The sequence below is a fragment of the Neptuniibacter sp. QD34_54 genome, assembly GCF_047778055.1.
Classification (GTDB): domain Bacteria; phylum Pseudomonadota; class Gammaproteobacteria; order Pseudomonadales; family Balneatricaceae; genus Neptuniibacter.
This window is the reverse complement of sequence record NZ_CP180546.1, coordinates 2,149,777-2,168,917: the sequence shown is the minus strand read 5'-3', so window position 1 is coordinate 2,168,917 and position 19,141 is coordinate 2,149,777. Positions and strand designations below refer to the sequence as shown.

16 protein-coding genes are annotated in these 19,141 nt (G+C 43.1%); 10 read left to right on the top strand and 6 right to left on the bottom strand.

What is annotated here, in order from left to right; translation table 11 throughout:
- Positions 1 to 266: 266 nt before the first annotated feature.
- Positions 267 to 1,475 carry a YbfB/YjiJ family MFS transporter gene (locus ACMXYP_RS09875; RefSeq protein ID WP_415881474.1) on the bottom strand — a complete coding sequence of 403 codons (1,209 nt, stop codon included), beginning with the start codon at positions 1,473 to 1,475 and terminating at the stop codon, positions 267 to 269.
- Between the two features lie 108 nt (positions 1,476 to 1,583).
- Here ACMXYP_RS09875 and ACMXYP_RS09870 point away from each other — a divergent pair, with 108 nt between their 5' ends.
- From ACMXYP_RS09870 to ACMXYP_RS09860, 3 genes are all read left to right on the top strand, one after another.
- The gene (locus ACMXYP_RS09870; RefSeq protein ID WP_415881473.1) at positions 1,584 to 2,426 is read left to right on the top strand and encodes a LysR family transcriptional regulator; all 843 of its coding nucleotides are present in this window, start codon (positions 1,584 to 1,586) and stop codon (positions 2,424 to 2,426) included.
- A 267-nt stretch (positions 2,427 to 2,693) separates the two neighbouring features.
- Positions 2,694 to 4,652 (top strand): methyl-accepting chemotaxis protein, encoded by a 1,959-nt coding sequence (locus ACMXYP_RS09865; protein WP_415881472.1) that lies wholly within the window; start codon positions 2,694 to 2,696, stop codon positions 4,650 to 4,652.
- Positions 4,653 to 4,797: 145 nt separating this feature from the next.
- On the top strand, positions 4,798 to 5,199 hold the full coding sequence (locus ACMXYP_RS09860; protein WP_415881471.1) for an Hpt domain-containing protein: 402 nt from the start codon (positions 4,798 to 4,800) through the stop codon (positions 5,197 to 5,199).
- Positions 5,200 to 5,206: 7 nt separating this feature from the next.
- Here the strand turns inward: ACMXYP_RS09860 and ACMXYP_RS09855 are convergent, their stop codons facing one another.
- From ACMXYP_RS09855 to ACMXYP_RS09845, 3 genes are all read right to left on the bottom strand, one after another.
- Positions 5,207 to 6,013: a flagellin gene (locus ACMXYP_RS09855; protein WP_415881470.1), complete on the bottom strand. Its 807-nt coding sequence runs from the start codon at positions 6,011 to 6,013 to the stop codon at positions 5,207 to 5,209.
- Between the two features lie 383 nt (positions 6,014 to 6,396).
- Positions 6,397 to 7,479: a histidinol-phosphate transaminase gene (hisC, locus tag ACMXYP_RS09850; protein WP_415881469.1), complete on the bottom strand. Its 1,083-nt coding sequence runs from the start codon at positions 7,477 to 7,479 to the stop codon at positions 6,397 to 6,399.
- 239 nt (positions 7,480 to 7,718) lie between these two features.
- The gene (locus ACMXYP_RS09845; protein ID WP_415881468.1) at positions 7,719 to 8,123 is read right to left on the bottom strand and encodes a bacteriohemerythrin; all 405 of its coding nucleotides are present in this window, start codon (positions 8,121 to 8,123) and stop codon (positions 7,719 to 7,721) included.
- 340 nt (positions 8,124 to 8,463) lie between these two features.
- Here ACMXYP_RS09845 and ACMXYP_RS09840 point away from each other — a divergent pair, with 340 nt between their 5' ends.
- The 4 genes from ACMXYP_RS09840 to ACMXYP_RS09825 all read left to right on the top strand — a co-directional run bounded on the left by ACMXYP_RS09840 (position 8,464) and on the right by ACMXYP_RS09825 (position 13,139).
- Positions 8,464 to 9,540 carry a hydrogenase small subunit gene (locus ACMXYP_RS09840; RefSeq protein ID WP_415881467.1) on the top strand — a complete coding sequence of 359 codons (1,077 nt, stop codon included), beginning with the start codon at positions 8,464 to 8,466 and terminating at the stop codon, positions 9,538 to 9,540.
- Positions 9,540 to 11,348: a nickel-dependent hydrogenase large subunit gene (locus ACMXYP_RS09835; RefSeq protein ID WP_415881466.1), complete on the top strand. Its 1,809-nt coding sequence runs from the start codon at positions 9,540 to 9,542 to the stop codon at positions 11,346 to 11,348. Before ACMXYP_RS09840 ends, ACMXYP_RS09835 begins: the two co-directional genes overlap by 1 nt.
- A gap of 48 nt (positions 11,349 to 11,396) precedes the next feature.
- Complete coding sequence (gene cybH, locus ACMXYP_RS09830) at positions 11,397 to 12,155, top strand: Ni/Fe-hydrogenase, b-type cytochrome subunit (protein ID WP_415881465.1); 759 nt, start codon at positions 11,397 to 11,399, stop codon at positions 12,153 to 12,155.
- A 162-nt stretch (positions 12,156 to 12,317) separates the two neighbouring features.
- Positions 12,318 to 13,139, top strand: a complete 822-nt coding sequence (locus tag ACMXYP_RS09825; RefSeq protein ID WP_415881464.1) for a hypothetical protein — start codon at positions 12,318 to 12,320, stop codon at positions 13,137 to 13,139.
- Here ACMXYP_RS09825 and ACMXYP_RS09820 read toward each other — a convergent pair.
- On the bottom strand, positions 13,136 to 13,891 hold the full coding sequence (locus ACMXYP_RS09820) for a hypothetical protein (protein WP_415881463.1): 756 nt from the start codon (positions 13,889 to 13,891) through the stop codon (positions 13,136 to 13,138). The two genes, ACMXYP_RS09825 and ACMXYP_RS09820, sit on opposite strands and share 4 nt — an antisense overlap.
- A gap of 106 nt (positions 13,892 to 13,997) precedes the next feature.
- On the opposite strand from ACMXYP_RS09820, the gene ACMXYP_RS09815 reads away from it, so the two are divergent.
- Positions 13,998 to 14,357, top strand: coding sequence for a VOC family protein (locus tag ACMXYP_RS09815; protein ID WP_415881462.1), 360 nt, complete (start codon positions 13,998 to 14,000; stop codon positions 14,355 to 14,357).
- 15 nt (positions 14,358 to 14,372) lie between these two features.
- On the opposite strand, the gene ACMXYP_RS09810 is transcribed toward ACMXYP_RS09815, so the two are convergent.
- Positions 14,373 to 16,121 (bottom strand): DEAD/DEAH box helicase family protein, encoded by a 1,749-nt coding sequence (locus ACMXYP_RS09810; RefSeq protein ID WP_415881461.1) that lies wholly within the window; start codon positions 16,119 to 16,121, stop codon positions 14,373 to 14,375.
- A 247-nt stretch (positions 16,122 to 16,368) separates the two neighbouring features.
- On the opposite strand from ACMXYP_RS09810, the gene ACMXYP_RS09805 reads away from it, so the two are divergent.
- Both ACMXYP_RS09805 and ACMXYP_RS09800 read left to right on the top strand, forming a co-directional pair.
- Positions 16,369 to 16,986: a hypothetical protein gene (locus tag ACMXYP_RS09805; RefSeq protein ID WP_415881460.1), complete on the top strand. Its 618-nt coding sequence runs from the start codon at positions 16,369 to 16,371 to the stop codon at positions 16,984 to 16,986.
- 18 nt (positions 16,987 to 17,004) lie between these two features.
- On the top strand, positions 17,005 to 19,125 hold the full coding sequence (locus ACMXYP_RS09800; protein WP_415881459.1) for a hypothetical protein: 2,121 nt from the start codon (positions 17,005 to 17,007) through the stop codon (positions 19,123 to 19,125).
- Positions 19,126 to 19,141: the final 16 nt, after the last annotated feature.

Sequence of the window (19,141 nt, the reverse complement as noted above, 5' to 3'; positions counted from 1 at the left end):
AGCTCACTCAGGCGAGATGTATTCTTTAGATGCATTGCTTTTTAAACGATACAACACAAAGCAAAGAATACCGAAGGTAATAAGGAATATATAAGGACAATAGATAATTCCAGCGAGGCCACTGAAACTTGTCACAACGAGTAATAAAATATCTTTTATTTCTTCCATGAGATTAGAACGTCCTTAGTTCTTCCCAAAAAATCCAAACGGTCATTTGAATTCTAGCTTAGTTTTGTCCCTGATCAAAGCAAGGTTATTCTATAGGACTATGTTTTTACGCTAAGAGTACGAGGTTTATTAGAGTCTGCTGGTTGTTCACCGATCTTCATTAGCGCCAGAATCAAGCCTGATCCCACTACCATTACAATGGCTGAAAGATATAAGCCTAGATTGTAGTTCCCCAAATTCTCGGCTAATAGCCCGGTTAAAAATGGCGCAATTATTTGAGCGCAGCCGTAAGCGAGGGTCATCTTGCCCATGAATTTAGAAGGGTTGCTAGGGAAGAAGTGGCCCGCCATGGTCAGCACGAGGCTGACGCAGGCAACAAAGGTGCCTCCAAACAATATTGCAGACAGGGCAATTAATGGAAATGCATCGCTTTGTGTGGGGATCATAATGCCAATGATTTGCAGGCTATAAGCACCCACTAGAGCTTTTAAATAGCCGTACTTGCGTGCGACTCTATCCCATAGAACCACGGCTGGAATAGCAGCAAGTCCTATTAATACAAAGGATAAGGCGCCTTGACCTTCTAAACCTTCTAGACCTTCAATGATATCGACGATAAAAGTTGCACTAACGACATAACCATAACCTGCACAGAAGTATGCCAGTAAGAATAAGCGAGTAAATTTTTTGCTGGGTGGATTATCCTTAGGTGCTGCCTGAGCGTGATCAGGATGGTTGTTAGGGTGAGGTACCCATAACCATGCCGGCACTGCGATAATTGCTGCTATGGCGGCAAAAAATAGCCATTGCTGCTGCCAGTTAGCAGAGAATTGTAAAAGGATCTCTACGATGATGGCTGAGACAGCTATGCTCATGCCTATCCCCGAAAAGTGGATGCCGAGCTCACCCCTGTGACCATTGTTGACCAGCCATTTTAAGATTAGCCCTGAGGAGATGATTAACCCACCTGAAGCACAGATCCCCGCCACCAAACGCATAACAGACCAAGTATAAAGGTCGCTAGAGATAACCATTGCTGCACTTGTTACCACGCTGAGTACCAAATATAACTTCTGTAATAGATACTTGTGGTGAAGATTGTTTAGGCTTGCCGCAATCAGAACACCGATCATATAGCCAATGTAGTTAACGGTTGCGAGCCAGCCGCCGCCCGTTTCAGTAAGGCCTGCCTCTGCCTGCATGATTGGCAGTAAAGGTGTGTAGGAAAAGCGAGCGACTCCCACTGTAACAACTAGGCTACAGATACCTGCAAAATAGACCTGACTTTTGGTAAGTGTGTTGTTCATAAATGCTTTTTTGGGTTTTATTGTATTTATGTTCAACAACCATAGCGCTTTCTGATAATCTTAAAAAGTGAATCTTTTAGAATTAAAACTTCAATAAAAGAGAACTATATGGAGATTGTAGCGTTACGCACGTTTAAGGCTGTTGTTGATGAAGAGGGTATTAAAGGTGCCTCTGAAAAGCTTAATACAGTGCAGTCTAATATCACTACGAGAATTCAGAAGTTAGAAGACGAACTTGATTCTAAATTATTTATTCGGGTAGGGCGAAAGCTCGAGCTAACAACGACAGGCCAGCTTTTATATAAATATGCCTCCCAGATTTTGCAGCTGGAGTATCAAGCATCAACCGCTATCTTAAAAAGCAAAGGGAACTACGAACTTCGTATAGGCATGCCTGAAACTTTTGCTGCAGTTCACCTACCCACGACGCTAAAACAGCTCAAACGCAAGCATCCAGAAATCCTTCCTCGAATCTATACAGATACAAGTGACCGATTAGCACTCGCTATTTTGAACGATCAGTTAGATTGCGCATTAGTCGGAAATGCTAAGTCGCATGAGGATCTACGGATCATACCCGTTGTTCATGAGTCGCTTGTGCTTGTAACTCCAGTAGATCAAGAATACGAGCCCGTTCTGTTTGTGAGAGAAGAGGGCTGTGGTTACAGGAAGTGTGCCCTAGCATGGCAAGAATTAGGTGATAGATTTACTGATGAGATGATGGTGATGAGTAGTGCTGATGGCATTCTTGGCTGCATTGCCGCTGGATTGGGATACACCGTTATCGGCGAAAATATGGTGACAGGGAGCCGCTATGAAAATGCACTTAAATCAGTGCCCGTTACCCAAGGACAGCAAAGAATAGAGATCTCGGTTATCTATCGAAAAGGTCATCCCTTAGAACAAGGTATTTTAAACTTTGTCAGCCAATTTCCTGAAAATAAAAAATAAAGTAGCTTGAGCCTTCAGTGTTTGAATTGAAAACATTAAGCATTACTTTCTGGTTGCAACAGTAAAGTCGCTTTAGCGTTATCGTTTGAATTGTTTGTTTATTGTCCAATAAATCCTTCCGTACTGTATAGATCGTAATCAGCCTGAAAATAATCTCGATTTTTGATCGATTATTATTGAAATAGATCTAAATGATAAATACTATCAACTGCTATTGATTATCCTTTGTATTTAATTCTTTAATCCTAATGTAGTAAGTGCAAATACATGAATAAGCTAAACAGATTTAATTTACGTAGTAAGATCGGCTTGAGTTTCGGTTTTATCTTGTTATTGCTGGTAGCGGCATCGTTTACAGGTATTAAAGGCTTACACCACGCGGAAGATGGCTTTGTTCAATACCGTGAGTTGGCGCGCGACAGTAATCTATCAGGGCGCTTACAGGCCAATATGCTGAAAGTGCGTATGTCGGTAAAAAACTTTCTTATCAGTCATGACAAACAATCATTAGAGCAATATGAAGAACGTATGGCGCTAATGAACCAGTTTTTAGAACAATCTAAGCAAGAGATTAACAACCCAGAGCGTAGCCGTTTGATTATGGAAACAGCAACGCTATTAGGCGAGTATAAAACGACTTTTCAGGAGGTGGTTGGATTAGTTAAAACTGAGGACGAGTTGTACTACAACACCTTGGCTCAGCAGGGCCCAGTTATGCGTGACAGTATTACTCAGTTACGAAAGTTAGCTAATAACCGTGGTGAACCTGAATTGGCATTTTTAGCTTCTAATTTGCAGGAAGATCTGCTGTTAGCAAGGCTATATCTTGTTCGTTTTATGGAAAAGAACCATCAAGAAGATTTTCAGATTTCGATCAATAAATTGGATGGTGCTCTAACAAATCATCTAGAAAGCCTTAAAAAGGTGTTCCTGCTCGACAATGAAATACAGCTGTTAGATCGTTTTGCTAAAGCACGAGATAAATATCTGGCTGCAACTTTAGAAATCCATAAGACAATCGATCAGCGCAATAACCTAGTGATTGGGACTCTTGATGTGATCGGTCCCCAAGTTGCGAGTAATGTTGAAAAAGTAAAGCTGTCAGTTATTGCTGATCAAGACTCGCTAGGACCAATGTTACAGTCACACAATCATCAGGGCCTTATTTCTGTGATTGTGATCTCTGTTATTGCGGTCATTTTAGGCGTTTTCTTTGCGCTTTGGATTACTCGAATGATTACTCGTCCTATCCTCGAAGCTGTTAGTTACGCCGATACATTGGCTGAAGGTGATTTGACTCAGGTTCTGGAAACAAGCCGTAAAGATGAAGTGGGGAAATTACAGGGGTCTTTGGGGCATACCACCATTAGATTCCGTGAAATGATCACTGAAATTAACAAGGCAGGTTATAACATGAGTATGTCTGCAGAAGAGTTAGCGGCTCTGACAGAACAGGCTCGTGCGGGAACTATGCAGCAGCAAGAAGAGACTGATCAGGTTGCCTCTGCAGTGACTGAAATGGCGTATACGGCGCAGCATGTTGCGGATAATGCGTCTAGTGCAGCCTCTTCTGCGGATAGTGCTAACCATCAGGTGATGGAAGGCCGTCAAAAAATGCAGATTGCTACAGAGGGTATGAATCGCCTTTCTTTAAGTTTGGATAAAACATCTTCGGAAGTGGAGCATCTGCAGCAAAAAACACGGGATATTAATGCCATTCTCGATGTGATTCGTGAGATTGCAGAACAGACCAATCTTCTCGCTTTGAATGCAGCGATTGAGGCGGCACGAGCGGGTGAGCAGGGGCGAGGTTTTGCTGTTGTTGCTGATGAGGTGCGCTCTCTTGCACAGCGTACGCAGCAATCCACTGAGATGATTCACAATCTGATTGATGATCTACAAGCGCGTGCTAACTTGACTGTAAGCGTTGTTAATCAAGGTACACAAGAAGCAAATCAGTGTATTGAGCTGGTTGATCAGGCGGATTCTGCATTGAATCAGATTAGTATGACGGTTGAGCAGATGAATGAAGTAAATGCTCAGATTGCTAGTTCTGCTGAACAGCAAAGTGTTGTCGCAGATGAAATCAGTCAAAGTTTGAGTAATGTGCGTGTTATTGCTGAACAGAGCCGAGTAGCGGCTGATGAGACGGCCAATTCAAGTATTGCTCTAAGCGATGTGGCGGCACGTATGCAGGAAATGGTGCAGCGCTTCAAAGTAAATTAAATTGTAGGGATAATGATGACAAAGGGGTGATTTATCACCCCTTTTTTGTACCTATTCTACAGCGTCCTTTTAATATGCAGGTTTTTCGCTATTGTTATCAAAGAATGGATTTTTACCCATCTAGAAGGGTATCAGGGAGTTAACAGTGGCCGATCAAGTAAACGTAACAAACACGTCTTCATCTGAGTCTTTAAGTGAGTTGATGTCGTTGCCTGCCTTCAATGAGGCAACAGCAATTGCGCTCAAGCTAGATGGTAAATATTTAGAGAACGTTTTTAACATCTACTGGGAAAGTGCTGAACGGGAGATTAACGAGATTGGTCAGGTGCTTGACGATGCTGATCAAACACAACTAAGAAAAGTTGCTCATTCCCTAAAAGGTTCATCTCGCATGTTAGGGGGCGAAAGGTTAGGTGCTTTGGCCGGTTTTGTAGAAGAAAAAGCTAAGCAAAATGTGAGTATTTCAGAGCCTCAACTCTTGGATTGTTTGAACACTAGTTTAGCTGAGTTTAAAAGTGCAGTGCTTCAGTCCAATTTACTCTCTTAACTGCACTTTACGATCCTAGTAGGTTGAGTACGAGCCCTCGATTAGCATTGGCTTGTGCTTGCAGTGCGATACCTACATCTTGTTGGATAAGCGCGCTTGCACGTTCTGATGCCGTTTGAGCAAAGTCTGTGTCACCAATAAAAGAAGCTGCTGAAGCTTCATTGATATTAGTTTCGGTAAGTCTATTTATCGTGCTGTCTAATCTGTTTTGGCTTGCGCCTATTTCACCTGATACCGTCGCTAAAAACGACTGGTTTTGATCGATAATATCCAGAGCACCTACGTCGCTAATATCTAAAGTGAATAGACCACTGTTATCAAACTCATCACTGACATTGAAAGTACTGATGTTTTGAGAATCCTCTGTACCAGGACCTGTTTGCAGGCGTAGCTGACCCTCTTCTGCGAGTAATGATTGGTCGTTAAAAGTACTTTGTCCAAGGGTATCCTGTATGCCGCTTAATAGGGCATCTGCTTCACTTTGCAAGGCTGTACGGTCACTTTCGTTTAGAATCCCATTTTGAGCTTGAACGGACAGTTCTCGAATACGTTGTAGAGAATCATTGACTTGATTAACTCCACCATCTGCAATCTGAAGTGCTGATACACCATCAAGACTATTCCGAATGGCTGCGCTATTTCCCCTGATTTGAGTTTGGAAATCGATAAGCACTTGCAGGCCGGCAGGATCGCTTGCTGCATTATTTATTCGCCGGCCGGAAGCAAGCTGTTCTTCAGTTTCATTTATCCGATTCTGAATCTGATTGAGTTGAGAGTAGGGGCTGGTAGCAAACCCAGTTGGATTAATAGGCATGAGAGCGCTCCTGATTTAACTATATCAGTATAGTGCTCAGAAGACGTTTGTGAGTTGATTTCTGTTCACGTGAAATGGATAAAAAAAGGGCGCACAAATGTGCGCCCTGAAATCTTGCAATGGAATAAACACGGACGAGTACAAAACCGTTGTACTCATAAACTCTAGGTAAAGAAGCAGCCCTAAAGTAAAACTAATAATAGGTATAAATATTCGTGACGCCAATGGTTCCTTAGTGTCCATTAATTAAACAGGGGTATTTACGCCTTTTTGACCCCGTATATTTAGTATTAGTTAAATCTGATTAATGTGAGGGGGAAATACGATAAAGCTGCCAGAAGGGCAGCTTTATCAGAGGTTTTGCAGTAGGTAAGTTGCGCTGTTTAAGACTCAGTAGGCATCTTACAGATATCGGGGTGTTGTTCTAAGGTACTGATTAGAAGCTCCATCTCCTCTTGAGTACCAATAGATATACGTAGGTAGTTATCAATGCCCGGTTTACTGAAGTAACGCACCAAGATCTTTTTAGTACGCAGGAAGCCCATCAATTCAGCGGCTTCTATATAGCGATGCGTGCTGAATAGGAAATTGGTTTTAGAGGGTAAGCTAATAAAGCCTAACTCTTCTAAACGATTAACCGTCCACTCACGAGTTTCGATAATTTTTTTCGTAGTCGCTTCGAAATAGTCATTGTCTTCAACAGCGGCAACTGCCGATTCAATTGCTAGCATGTCTAGAGGGTAAGAGTTAAAGCTATTTTTGACGCGTTCTAGACCTGCAATTAGATCTTCGTGACCAATTGCGAATCCAACTCGCATACCTGCTAGGGAACGAGATTTGGAGAAGGTCTGAATAACCAAAACATTGTCATATTTTTGGGTTAATTCAACAGCGCTAGAAGCGCCAAAATCTACATAGGCTTCATCAACCACAATCACGGTTTCAGTATTGCGTTGAGCTAATGCTTCAATTTCACCTAACTCGATTGCACGGCTAGTCGGCGCATTCGGGTTAGCGAAAATAATACCGCCATTTGGCTGGTTATAGTCTTCTAGGTTTAACTCAAAGTTATCACCTAGGGGTAACAGCTTAAATTCGATATCAAAAAGATTGCAGTAAACCGGATAGAAACTGTATGTGAATTCTGGCATCAGTAGTGGTTGTTCTTGTTGGAAGAACGCTGCAAAGGTATGAGCAAGTACCTCATCAGAACCGTTACCAACAAAGACATTCTTACGCTCAACTTCAAAGTGGTTAGCAAGTGCATCTTTTAACTGAGTGCAATCTGGGTCGGAGTAGAGTCGTAATCTGGCTGTATCAAAGTTATTGATCACCGCTGCCGCCTTCGGCGAAGGAGGGTAAGGGTTTTCGTTGGTGTTTAACTTTGTAATACCGCTTTCTTTAGGCTGCTCACCCGGCACGTAAGGTGTTAGACGCTGAATTGCGTCACTCCAATATTTGCTCATTATTGATCCGTAATACTCAAAGACAGCAATTTGCTGTGTTATTTAGCATGAGTGATTAATTTCGCAGAAGGATATCAGAATTTGCTTACGCGTTTAACAACAGACTGGATTGTTAATCTATGATAAGAAATTTATACCGTTATCTTGCTCGATTTCTTTGGAGTGCAGTACAAGGTTAACAGCCGAGAGGGGAGGCTCGACTGTTAGTTAAAATTCGGATTATTAGTAGCCGATTCTGGTTAGGCGCAATGTTGGCTGATAAACATGGCTGTCACTGTATCCATGGTATTTATATGATTTACAAACCAAGGAATAACCGTGTTTTTAAGGTAGCTGTTTAATTCTGCGCGGTCATGGTTTGCTTGCCATTGTTGTTGAGTTTCACGCATCTCCTGTAAAACGCGTTCATGCTCACCTTTATGGCATGTATAGGGTGGAAAGTTGATTCGGATCATCTGTTCTTCTTCGCGGGCGAAGTGTTCGGCATTGTGTTGGTAAAAGCTGGATAAAGCACCATCAACTTCATGGTCATTACCTGTTTCTAAAGTGTTGAATAACCGATTAAGAAGGGTGACAGCTTCTGCATGATCATCATTCATAAAATCAACCGCGACTTGTGGGATATCGGTTACATCAACTTGCATAGGTAAGTCCTCTCTATTGGAAACGCAAATCCATCTTATCTCTTCGTCTCTTTTCAGATATTGATATCAGTCAATAAACATATATTTAAAATACATTTAAGTGGCCTTAGACTTTATAGGTGTTAAGGGATTAACCATTTTATCTGGATGACTGGTTAGTCTTTATCCTTCCTTATATACGAATGCTTTTGTAAGTGACTGAAATTTAAGGGTAATATTTTTGGCCCGATCTTTGCGAATAGGATAGCTGAACAAAAAAATAAAAATGTTACACGTAGTTATGCATAGCTAATCAAAGATGAGGGCATAGCTGTGGTGGCTGGCATTGGCGGAGAGACATATGTCACAAATTGAAACCTTCTATGAGGTTATGCGACGTCAGGGTATTACACGTCGTAGCTTCCTGAAATATTGTAGTTTAACGGCAGCAGCCTTAGGTTTAGGGCCAACATTTGCGCCTAGAATTGCGAATGCAATGGAAACCAAAGAGCGTACACCGGTAATCTGGTTGCATGGTTTAGAGTGCACCTGTTGTTCAGAATCGTTTATTCGTTCGGCTCACCCGTTGGTAAAAGATGTTGTTCTATCCATGATCTCTTTGGATTACGACGACACCTTGATGGCATCAGCTGGCCACCAAGCGCAGGAAATCCTTTATGAAACGATGGAAAAATATAAAGGTAAATACATTCTTGCAGTAGAAGGTAACCCACCATTAAATGAAGATGGCATGTTCTGTATCTCCGGTGGTAAACCTTTTGTTGAAAAACTGAAGTATGCAGCCAAGGATGCTGCTGCCATTATTGCATGGGGCTCTTGTGCATCTTGGGGCTGTGTTCAGGCTGCACGTCCAAACCCAACCCAAGCGGTTCCTATCCATAAAGTTATTACTGATAAACCAATTATTAAAGTACCAGGTTGTCCTCCAATCGCTGAGGTAATGACTGGTGTTATTACTTATATGCTGACCTTCGGCAAAATGCCTGAACTAGACCGTCAAGGTCGTCCAAAAATGTTCTACAGCCAGCGTATTCACGATAAGTGTTATCGCCGTCCACACTTTGATGCAGGCCAGTTCGTAGAAGAGTGGGATGATGAAGGTGCGCGTAAAGGTTACTGCCTTTATAAAGTGGGTTGTAAAGGCCCCACTACTTATAACGCATGTTCTACAGTGCGTTGGAATGAGGGCGTCTCTTTCCCAATTCAGGCAGGCCACGGTTGTATTGGTTGTTCTGAAGATGGTTTCTGGGACAAAGGTTCATTCTATAACCGTTTAACCGATATTCATCAGTTTGGTATCGAGAAAAATGCAGATGAGATTGGTATGGCTGTAGCAGGTGGTGTTGGTGCTGCTGTTGCTGCGCATGCGGCGGTAAGTGCGGTTAAGCGTGCTCAGCATAAAGGAGATCAGGAATAATGAATAAGCCATTTAATGCGAGTGATTTAGATAACAGTGGCCGACGCATTGTTGTAGACCCTGTAACCCGAATTGAAGGGCATATGCGTTGTGAGGTGAATGTTGATGAAAACAACATTATCCGTAACGCTGTATCAACAGGCACAATGTGGCGTGGCCTTGAAGTGATTCTTAAAGGCCGTGACCCACGTGATGCTTGGGCCTTTGTAGAGCGAATTTGTGGTGTTTGTACGGGTACTCATGCACTGACATCAGTACGTGCGGTAGAAGATGCTTTAGGTATTCAGGTACCTTTGAATGCACACCTTATCCGTCACATGATGGATAAAACTCTACAGATTCATGATCACATCGTACATTTTTATCATCTGCATGCGTTGGACTGGGTAAATCCGGTTAATGCACTGAAAGCAGATCCTAAGGCTACTTCTGAACTTCAGCAGATGGTCTCTCCGCACCATTCGAAATCTAGCCCAGGTTATTTTAAGGATGTACAAACGCGTCTTAAAAAGTTCGTTGAAAGCGGACAGTTAGGTCTATTTGCTAACGGCTATTGGGACAACCCTGCTTACAAACTTCCTCCAGAAGCGGATTTGATGGCGGTTGCTCACTACCTTGAAGCACTCGATTTCCAAAAAGAAGTGGTAAAAATTCATACCATCTTTGGTGGTAAGAACCCGCACCCTAACTACATGGTAGGTGGTGTGCCATGTGCTATTAACTTGGATGATGTTGGTGCTTCAGGTGCGCCAATCAATATGACTAGTTTGAACTATGTGTTAGAGCGTATTCGTGAAGCACAAGAGTTTACTAAGAACGTATACATCCCTGATGTTATGGCAATTGCCGGCATTTACAAAAATTGGTTGTACGGTGGTGGCTTAGCTTCAGAGAACCTTCTGTCTTACGGTACTTACACTCAAGTGCCATATGACAAATCTACAGATCTGTTACCCGCAGGTGCGATTGTTAATGGTAACTGGGATGAAGTGCATCCAGTTGATGTTCGTGATCCAGAACAGATTAAAGAGTTTGTTGATCACTCTTGGTACCGTTATGAAGGCGAGAAGCAGGGCTTGCACCCATGGGAAGGTGAGACAGAGCCTAGCTTCGAGCTTGGCCCTAATACAAAAGGTACTAAAACAGATATTAAAGAACTGGATGAATCTGCGAAGTACAGCTGGATTAAAGCACCTCGCTGGCGTGGTCATGCAATGGAAGTGGGACCTTTAGCGCGCTACATCATTGCTTATGCTTCTGGTACTGAGCATGTTCAGGAGCAGGTTGATCGCTCGTTATCTGAATTTAATCAGTCTACGGGGCTGGATCTCGGCATTAAGCAGTTCTTACCAAGTACATTAGGTCGAACATTGGCGCGTGCACTTGAGTGTCAGCTTTGTGCGGACACTATGTTGGATGATTGGTATCAACTGGTTAACAACATTAAAGCGGGTGATAGCTCGACTGCCAATGTTGAGAAATGGGATCCAAGTAGTTGGCCGAAAGAGGCGATGGGAGTTGGTATTAACGAAGCTCCTCGTGGTGCTTTAGGTCACTGGATCAAGATCAAAGATGGCAAAATCGATAACTATCAAGCGATCGTTCCTACTACTTGGAATGGTTCGCCTCGTGATAGCAAAGGCAATATTGGCGCATTCGAAGCTTCTTTGTTGGATACTCCAATGGAGCGTCCTGATGAGCCGGTTGAAATTCTTCGCACCCTGCATAGTTTTGACCCATGTCTTGCGTGTTCAACACACGTTATGTCTGAAGATGGTCAAGAGCTGACTAAGGTGAAAATTCGATAAGAATAGTGGCGCTGTGCACGCAGCGCCTAAATTCAGGAGGTTATTTATATGACTGCATCGGTTAAACCTGACAAGTCAGATAAAGCTCAGGAAGTCGCTTCAGATCAGGTTGTGGGAGAATCAGTTATTACACGTAAACAGACTGCTGTTTATGTGTATGAAGCGCCATTACGTTTATGGCACTGGGTAACTGTCTTTTCTATTATCACGCTTTGTGTAACTGGCTATTTTATTGGTGTTCCTTTGCCAACGATGCCGGGTGAAGCAATTGATAACTATCTGATGGGTTATATCCGCTTTGCACATTTTACAGCGGGATATATCGTAACTATTGGATTCCTAGGTCGGATCTACTGGGCGTTTGTGGGCAACCATCATGCACGTGAATTATTTGTGCCGCCGTTCTTTAGCGGTAAATTCTGGAAAGAAGCTTGGCATGAAGTGCGCTGGTATCTGTTTTTGGAGAAGACTCCAAAGAAATATATCGGCCACAATCCATTGGCTCAGGTGGGTATGTTTTTCTTCTTCGTGCTCGGCATGATGTTTATGATCGTTACAGGCTTCGCTCTATACAGCGAAGGCCTAGGTCACGGCAGTTGGGCTGATACTTTGTTCGGCTGGGTTATTCCGCTCATGGGGCAGAGTCAAGACGTACATACCTGGCACCGCCTAGGGATGTGGTATCTGATCACGTTTATTTTGATCCACGTTTATGTGGCGATTCGTGAAGATATTATGTCGCGCCAGAGCTTGATCTCGACCATGATCGGTGGCTGGCGAATGTTCAAGGACGACCGTCCAGATTAATCAATAGATAAATGAGTATCTCAAAACCGGGCAATAGTCCGGTTTTTTTATTGTGTTTTTGGTGATAATTTAAACAATTGTTTTAAATTCTGGAATAAGCCAGATTCTTATTCCATACTCATTAGTCAAACAAGGATGATTAAAAGCCAACAGGGAGGTCATATGAATCAGACTGTGCGTACACTCGTTGTACCTTACCTTATCGATGCGGGTTTTTTACCCGATTCCAGCGCTACTAACGACGCCAGTGTAGAGCATGCGGTTATTGCTGCACTAACGACACAGGTGGGGAAAATCAGCAGTAATTGGCAGCAGTGGTCAATACAACGAATGGAAGTGGCTTATCTGCAATCCGTTTGTCATCAGCATCGTATTGATGCTGGTGTGATTGACGGGCTTTATGGTCCGCAAACCGATTACGCTGTAGAGCGTTTGATCCAGCTTCAGGAGCAAGGGAGCTTAAGGCGGTCCTTTGCTGATATCAGTCCTTCTAATTCCAATCCAGATAACTTCCCTTTAGAGAATGAATCTGACTTAACTCATTACTATGGCGAGCCGGGTCAAGTGCCACTTGCAAAAGCTACTTGCCCTTGGGAGCTGAGGCTAGATTGGAATTTAAACCAGACAACACGCTCTATAAGTATTCATGAATCGTTAAAAGACAATTTGGAATCAGTTCTAACTCAAGTACATGATCATTATGGTCCGGCAGGAATAAGAGAATATGGTTTAGACCGATATGGAGGAAGCTATAATCCTCGTAAAAAACGCGGTAGTGTCAGTGCCTGGTCGACTCATGCTTGGGGTATCGCGTTAGACTGGTTTCCTTCGCAGAATAAACTTCGTTGGCGTAGTGATCGTGCGAGTTTAGCCAAAGAGGAGTTAGATCCTTGGTGGGATATCTGGGAGTCGCATGGTTGGCTTAGTTTAGGTCGTTCTGAGGACCGCGATTGGATGCATGTTCAGGCTGCAAAGCGCGGCTAACGCCAGTGAATCCAGTATGAGTATTCAATTTTGTTTGAATGATTAAGTGTTTGTTGAAAGCTAGGACTGGGGGAGCCTGAACACTGAAATCCGGTAAATTCAGGTTCGCTCCAGCCAGTCATTCCTCCCATATAATCTCTGCGATAGCCCCAATGGCCACAAGATAAAACAGTATCGAATTGGCTTTCTCTCTCACAGACGGCACAGGTTTCAAACTTAACCTCAATATCTTGACCTTCAATCCCCCAGCTATCGGAAACATAGGGTGTGTCATAAAGTGCGACAGCAGAGTCTCGGTACGGCCGACCTTGCCAAGGTTTATCTGAATCATCTATGGGTGTTTGATGTAGGCCGTAACCGTGCTCAAGAGGGGCGCTGTCATAAAAAGGGTTGGTGAATTGATCGGGTACATCAATCTGAATGTTTTTCTCTCCGGGTAGTAGTTTGGCTGTTGTTCTGCGAATTTGTAATAGCCTAAAGCGATCGCAATCAGCCAGATTTAAACCATCCACCTGCCCACTAAAGTTATTTTTTAAATGAATTTCGATACCTATCCCAGTGGCGTTGTCACTCGCAATGTAGTGAGCATTACTTCGACTACTGTGATACCAAGGTTTGGAAAGGATCAGTGAACCAATCGGCTCATTTTTAAAAGTAACGGGGCAGGTTTGTCCTTCGACCAATTCTGCAGCCGCGAGGAAATTTGAAGTTATTAACATGGTAACTGTTGTAATAAATACCTTGTATGTCATTCTTACTCCAATCAGGTCAGACTGAATTGGTTGCTTTTAACGAAGGTATATACAAAGCATAGACGCTTTTTGGGTTTTGCAAGTTTTCAAATCAAGAGGATGTGAAATGAGTTCTGCGCACAATCAAATTAATTACATTGAGTTACCGGCTAATAATTTAGGAGGCACTAAGCGCTTTTACTCTGACCTTTTTGACTGGAAGTTTACCGACTATGGGCCGGAATATAGCGCTTTTGAAGGCGCAGGATTAGCGGGTGGTTTTTATAAAGCTGATCTGAAATCCAATTCAAGTAATGGTGCTGCACTGGTGGTTTTGTATAGTACAAACCTTGAGGCGAGTCAGGCGCTAATTGAATCAGCTGGTGGTGAGATCAAAGTACCAATTTTCAGTTTTCCCGGCGGGCGACGTTTTCATTTTCTTGATCCAAATGGCAATGAACTGGCTGTTTGGTCAGATCAAGAATAAAGCTGTGATATCAATTTAAAGCTGGTTAGCTTTACGATATCGACCTTGGTAATCAAATATTCTCTCTTGCACACGCCAATAGTGTTTTTGCTCACGTCCAATGACAAAATCTGGTGCAACTAGAAGTGATTCATAAGCTATCGCTTCTTCTATGTTTGAAAAGTTTTGGGGTGCTTGGCTATTCGCAACCCGGCGCCCAAATATTTCATTAAAGCGCTTTAACTGGGCAGGCTTAGCAAAATCGAAGCTCTCCTTCAGTTCTTCGCCTTCTTCGCCATGATAAATGACCTGAAGCTTGGACTGATTCTGGATCAACGATAATCCAGCACATCGGATCACCATGGCATCTTTCAGTTTCAGTGCATCTTTTAATTGATCGTCTGGGTCGATAATCGCTTTATTGCACTGGTGACATTTACGGGCAGCGATATCATTTTCAGCATTACAGTGAGGGCATTCTTTAAATCGAAAGCGAAAATCACACTGCTCTGAAGGCGTGTCACTTTCGTCGCTTTCAAGCAGACCTTTGCAGCGTCGGCCATGATGCTCAATTACTTTGCCATCGCTGTCTGTTTTACCCCAAAAGATATTGGCAAAGCCACAGGAAGGGCAAAATACTTGTACCGGTTCGGAATCCGGGGAAGGACGTTTTTCACCCACTTCCGGATGATGCAGGTTATAGTTATTGCCTGCGTAGTCGATGACTAAGCAATCTTTCTTTCCAGGGGCGAGCCTCAGACCGCGCCCAACAATCTGTTGATACAGGCTAACAGATTCGGTGGGCCTTAAAATTGCAATTAAATCGACATGGGGAGCATCAAATCCTGTCGTAAGAACGGATACGTTAACCAGATACTTTATTTTCTTAAGCTTGAAGTCACTGATCAAGCGGTCTCTATCTTCGCTGGTGGAGGAACCAGTGATCAAAGCGGTTTGATCTTCGGGAAGGTAAGTGCTGATCTCTTTGGCGTGATCAACTGTTGCTGCAAAGATCATCACGCCTTGGCGATCTTGAGCACGTTCAATTATTTGTTCAATGATCGCCCTAGTGACGCGATTGTATTTTGTTAGTAGATTATTGATATCTTTTTCAGCATAAGTGCCAAATGCAGTTTGATCTAAGGCTGAAAAGTCATATTGCGCGACTGCTGCATCTTCCATTTCTGGAGGAGTTAAGTAGTTACGGCTAATCATGTAACTGAGCGGGAGTTCGTAGATGCAGTTACGAAATGGTTTTTCCTGCTCGCTTCTAACAAAACCACGATAATGCTGCTGATAGATCCAGCCCATCCCCATTCTGTAAGGCGTAGCTGTTAACCCAAGCACTTTTAGGTTGGGATTGATCTCTTGGAGTTTGCTGATGATTCGTCCGTATTGGCTATCTTCGTCGTCATTAATGCGGTGGCACTCGTCGACGATCAGTAACGAATATTCGTTATTAAAAAGATCAATATTCGCTGCTACAGATTGCACACTGGCAAACGTAACCTGTTTTTCGATCTCTTTGCGATTCAAGCCCGCTGCAAAAATACCACCTTCTAAACCATAGCCTTCATACTTAGCGTGATTTTGCTCAACCAACTCTTTGACATGAGCGAGCACCATAATCTTTTTACGTGCTAAACGAGCAAGCTCTGCTATAACAAGGCTTTTTCCTGCACCCGTTGGTAGCACGATCACAGCAGGGTCATCAGTTATGCGGAAGTGATTTAATGTCGCATCAACGGCTTCTTGTTGATAGGGGCGTAGGGTAAACGCACTCATATAAGGTTCAGATCCAATAGAAACAGCTAAAACAGAGTGATTCTAACCTATGAAAGTTAGAAGGCCCATTCAATGGTGATTCTTGATGTTTCTAATGATTAAGCAATTAGTATTTGAGAATGAATACTATTTATTTAGTTACGCATATTGATCATTCATAAAAACAAACATACACTCGATTAAAAGCAGTTTATGACAAAGGAAAGCACAAGGTTTAGTGCGTGGTCATAATAGATAGGACATATTTATGGATTTTCTCTTAGGGTTTTTCTCATTCCCGCTGGCCGTTACGGCAATTCCTTTTTTATTTTTATTTTTGCTAATGCTGATCTCAGTATTAACGGGCTTTGTTGATGATATTCCATTTCTTAGCACCGATGTTGATATGGAGATTGAGGTTGATGCCGAAGTGCCTGGTGGAACTTTGTTACCCGTTGGCATCACCAAAGTTCCGCTGATTATTAGCCTAACCACTGTTAGTTTCGTCGCTACCATACTGCTCTATTACATCGATTCATTTGTCTTGAGTGGAATGAGTGGCGCGGTTTTTTATGGTGCTGCTTCGGGTTCAATCTTGGCAAGCTTATTTGTAAGCCTCTATATTGCGGCTTTCCTACTAAAGCCCCTACAGCCATTGTTTGATCATGAAAAGAGCTTTGCTGCGATTAACTATGTTGGCATGAATGCTGTCGTTCGCTCGAATTCAGTTAACCAGACATTTGGCGAAGCAGTGGTTACTAAGGGCAGTCTGGAAAACCAGCTGGATATTTATTGTGACAGTGACACCCCAATTTCTTATGGCGATGAAGTGCTCATCGTTTCATTAAATCCTGAAAATAAACGATATCTCGTTATCAAAAAATAACTCTTTTTGGAGAACAGCATGGACGCAGGAGCTTCTGTATTCTTTGTTTCAACCACGGGCGTTGTCGCGCTTGTCCTTATCATGTTTTTAACTTCGCGCTACAAAAAAGTACGCCGTGAAGGTGAAGCAATGATTGTAAACGGTACACGAGGTACGCGTGCCTCTCTAACAGGTACGTTTGTATGGCCTGTAGTTAATCGCTACGAATATATGGATATTACCCGTAAAAATATCTCAGTGACTCGAAGCGGTAGTAGAGATCAGGAGGGTGAGGAATATGAAGGCCTTCATTGTAAAGACAATATCCGTGCTGACCTCAAGGTTGATTTTTATATTGGTGTAAATCACGAAGAGCAGGACATTGTTCGTGTCGCTAAACTATTTACGACGCAAGGTGCTTCCGATCCAATGGGTCTTCGAGATCACTTCCAGCCAAAATTCTCTGAAGCGTTGAAAACAGCGGTAAAACAATTTGAGTTTGAAGAACTGCTAACTAACCGTCGCGCTTTCCGTGATGCTGTGGTGGAGGTGATTGGCAGCGAAATGGATGGTTTTAAAATCTATGACGTTGTAATCGATAAAGTGGATCAAACAGCTTTCGATGCCCATAACCCGCAGAATATTTTGGATGTAGAGGGTATTCGTAAGATAGCCTCAATCACTTCTACCAAAAATATCGAAACCAATGCGATCCGTCAGGATGAGCAAACCAATATCAAACAGAAAAACGTTGAAGCGGAAGCTAACCGTAAACAACTTGATAAGCAGCATGCTGAAAACGAAGCCCGCGTACAGCGTGAAATCGAGATCATTGAATCACAGGAACAAGCTCTTACAGAAGAAAAGCGTCAAGAGTATGAACGTCTTGTTGAGGTCGCTAAGCTTGAAACTGAAGAAGAAGTTGAGAAGAAACGCGAAACAGTTCAATTGGAAGTTGAACTAACAAAAGTCGCGAATGAACGTCAGCTCGCAATTCAGCAAGAAGAAGTGAACCGCGCTCGTGAAACCGAGCGAGTTCGTACCGAGAAAGAGATCTCCCAGCAAGAGATGGAGAAAGAAGCTGCCATCGAAGAATCTAAGAAGTCTGTGGTTGAAACACGTTCCCAGCGTGTAGAGATCGAACGTAAGATCGCTCGTGAAGAGGAAGAGACCAAGAACCTACGTGCGTTCGAAACAGTGGAACGTAGCAAGAAAGTCCAAGTAATCGAAGCGGAAGCAGAAGCTGAGGCCGAAGGTATTAAGGCTATTGCCCATGCTCGTGCAGAGAAAGAAGCTGAAGCGGAACTGGCTGAAAAGAGACTGATTCGTAACGAAGCTGAGCTTAAAATTAAGAACCGTGAAGCTGAAAACGATCTTAATGTTAAGACACGTAACGCTGAAGCCGAATTGATTTCTGAAACAAAAGCAGCAGAAGCCAAAGAGCGTATGGCGAAAGCAACGCGTGAAGAGATTCAGGTTGAAGGTTTGGCTGAAGTTGAAGTTGAGCGTCAACGAGCTGATGCTATTCGCGAAAAAGGCATAGCCGAAGCAGAAAGCCTCCGTGCGATTGGTACTGCAGAAGCAGAAACTATGCAGGCTAAAGGAACAGCGGACGCTGAAGCTAAGCAGGCGATTGGTTTTGCGGAGGCAGAAGCTTTACAAGCGAAAGGCTTGGCGGAAGCTAAAGCTCAGACTGCTCGTTTTGAAGCTGCTCAAGCACACGATGAGCAGACCCGTGAATACGATAAATGGGTTGTTGAACTACAGAAAGATAAAGAGCTTGAAATGGCTCGAATCGAAGCTCAGCGCCACATGTCCGTTGATAATGCTAAAGCACTTGCTTCTGCGCTTGCTGAAGCTGATATCAAGCTGTTCGGTGGTCAGGGTATGGAAGAACTACGCCGTACAGTTATGGATTCTGCACGAATCGATACGCGCTTTACCAACTCCGAAGTACTTAACCCATTGGTGCGTGAGTACGTTGAAAATGACCGCAGTTTGCCTGATGACGTCCGTGCGATTCTTGAAAAGTGCAATGTAAATACTGGCGATATGAGCAATATCGCTTTGGCAGGCTTGGCTAACAAGCTCACCAGCAATTCTGATGTACTTTCATCACTTAAAGAACTGGTTACTGGTACTGATAAATCAGAATCTTAATCGCATAGGAACTCCA

Excerpts from the sequence above, each read along its gene's own strand:
- cybH (WP_415881465.1), top strand. The coding sequence starts at position 11,397 with ATGACTGCATCGGTTAAACCTGACAAGTCAGATAAAGCTCAGGAAGTC.
- ACMXYP_RS09810 (WP_415881461.1), bottom strand. The coding sequence starts at position 16,121 with ATGAGTGCGTTTACCCTACGCCCCTATCAACAAGAAGCCGTTGATGCG.
- ACMXYP_RS09870 (WP_415881473.1), top strand. The coding sequence starts at position 1,584 with ATGGAGATTGTAGCGTTACGCACGTTTAAGGCTGTTGTTGATGAAGAG.
- ACMXYP_RS09815 (WP_415881462.1), top strand. The coding sequence starts at position 13,998 with ATGAGTTCTGCGCACAATCAAATTAATTACATTGAGTTACCGGCTAAT.
- ACMXYP_RS09840 (WP_415881467.1), top strand. The coding sequence starts at position 8,464 with ATGTCACAAATTGAAACCTTCTATGAGGTTATGCGACGTCAGGGTATT.
- hisC (WP_415881469.1), bottom strand. The coding sequence starts at position 7,479 with ATGAGCAAATATTGGAGTGACGCAATTCAGCGTCTAACACCTTACGTG.
- ACMXYP_RS09800 (WP_415881459.1), top strand. The coding sequence starts at position 17,005 with ATGGACGCAGGAGCTTCTGTATTCTTTGTTTCAACCACGGGCGTTGTC.
- ACMXYP_RS09820 (WP_415881463.1), bottom strand. The coding sequence starts at position 13,891 with ATGACATACAAGGTATTTATTACAACAGTTACCATGTTAATAACTTCA.
- ACMXYP_RS09845 (WP_415881468.1), bottom strand. The coding sequence starts at position 8,123 with ATGCAAGTTGATGTAACCGATATCCCACAAGTCGCGGTTGATTTTATG.
- ACMXYP_RS09835 (WP_415881466.1), top strand. The coding sequence starts at position 9,540 with ATGAATAAGCCATTTAATGCGAGTGATTTAGATAACAGTGGCCGACGC.
- ACMXYP_RS09805 (WP_415881460.1), top strand. The coding sequence starts at position 16,369 with ATGGATTTTCTCTTAGGGTTTTTCTCATTCCCGCTGGCCGTTACGGCA.
- ACMXYP_RS09825 (WP_415881464.1), top strand. The coding sequence starts at position 12,318 with ATGAATCAGACTGTGCGTACACTCGTTGTACCTTACCTTATCGATGCG.
- ACMXYP_RS09855 (WP_415881470.1), bottom strand. The coding sequence starts at position 6,013 with ATGCCTATTAATCCAACTGGGTTTGCTACCAGCCCCTACTCTCAACTC.
- ACMXYP_RS09875 (WP_415881474.1), bottom strand. The coding sequence starts at position 1,475 with ATGAACAACACACTTACCAAAAGTCAGGTCTATTTTGCAGGTATCTGT.
- ACMXYP_RS09865 (WP_415881472.1), top strand. The coding sequence starts at position 2,694 with ATGAATAAGCTAAACAGATTTAATTTACGTAGTAAGATCGGCTTGAGT.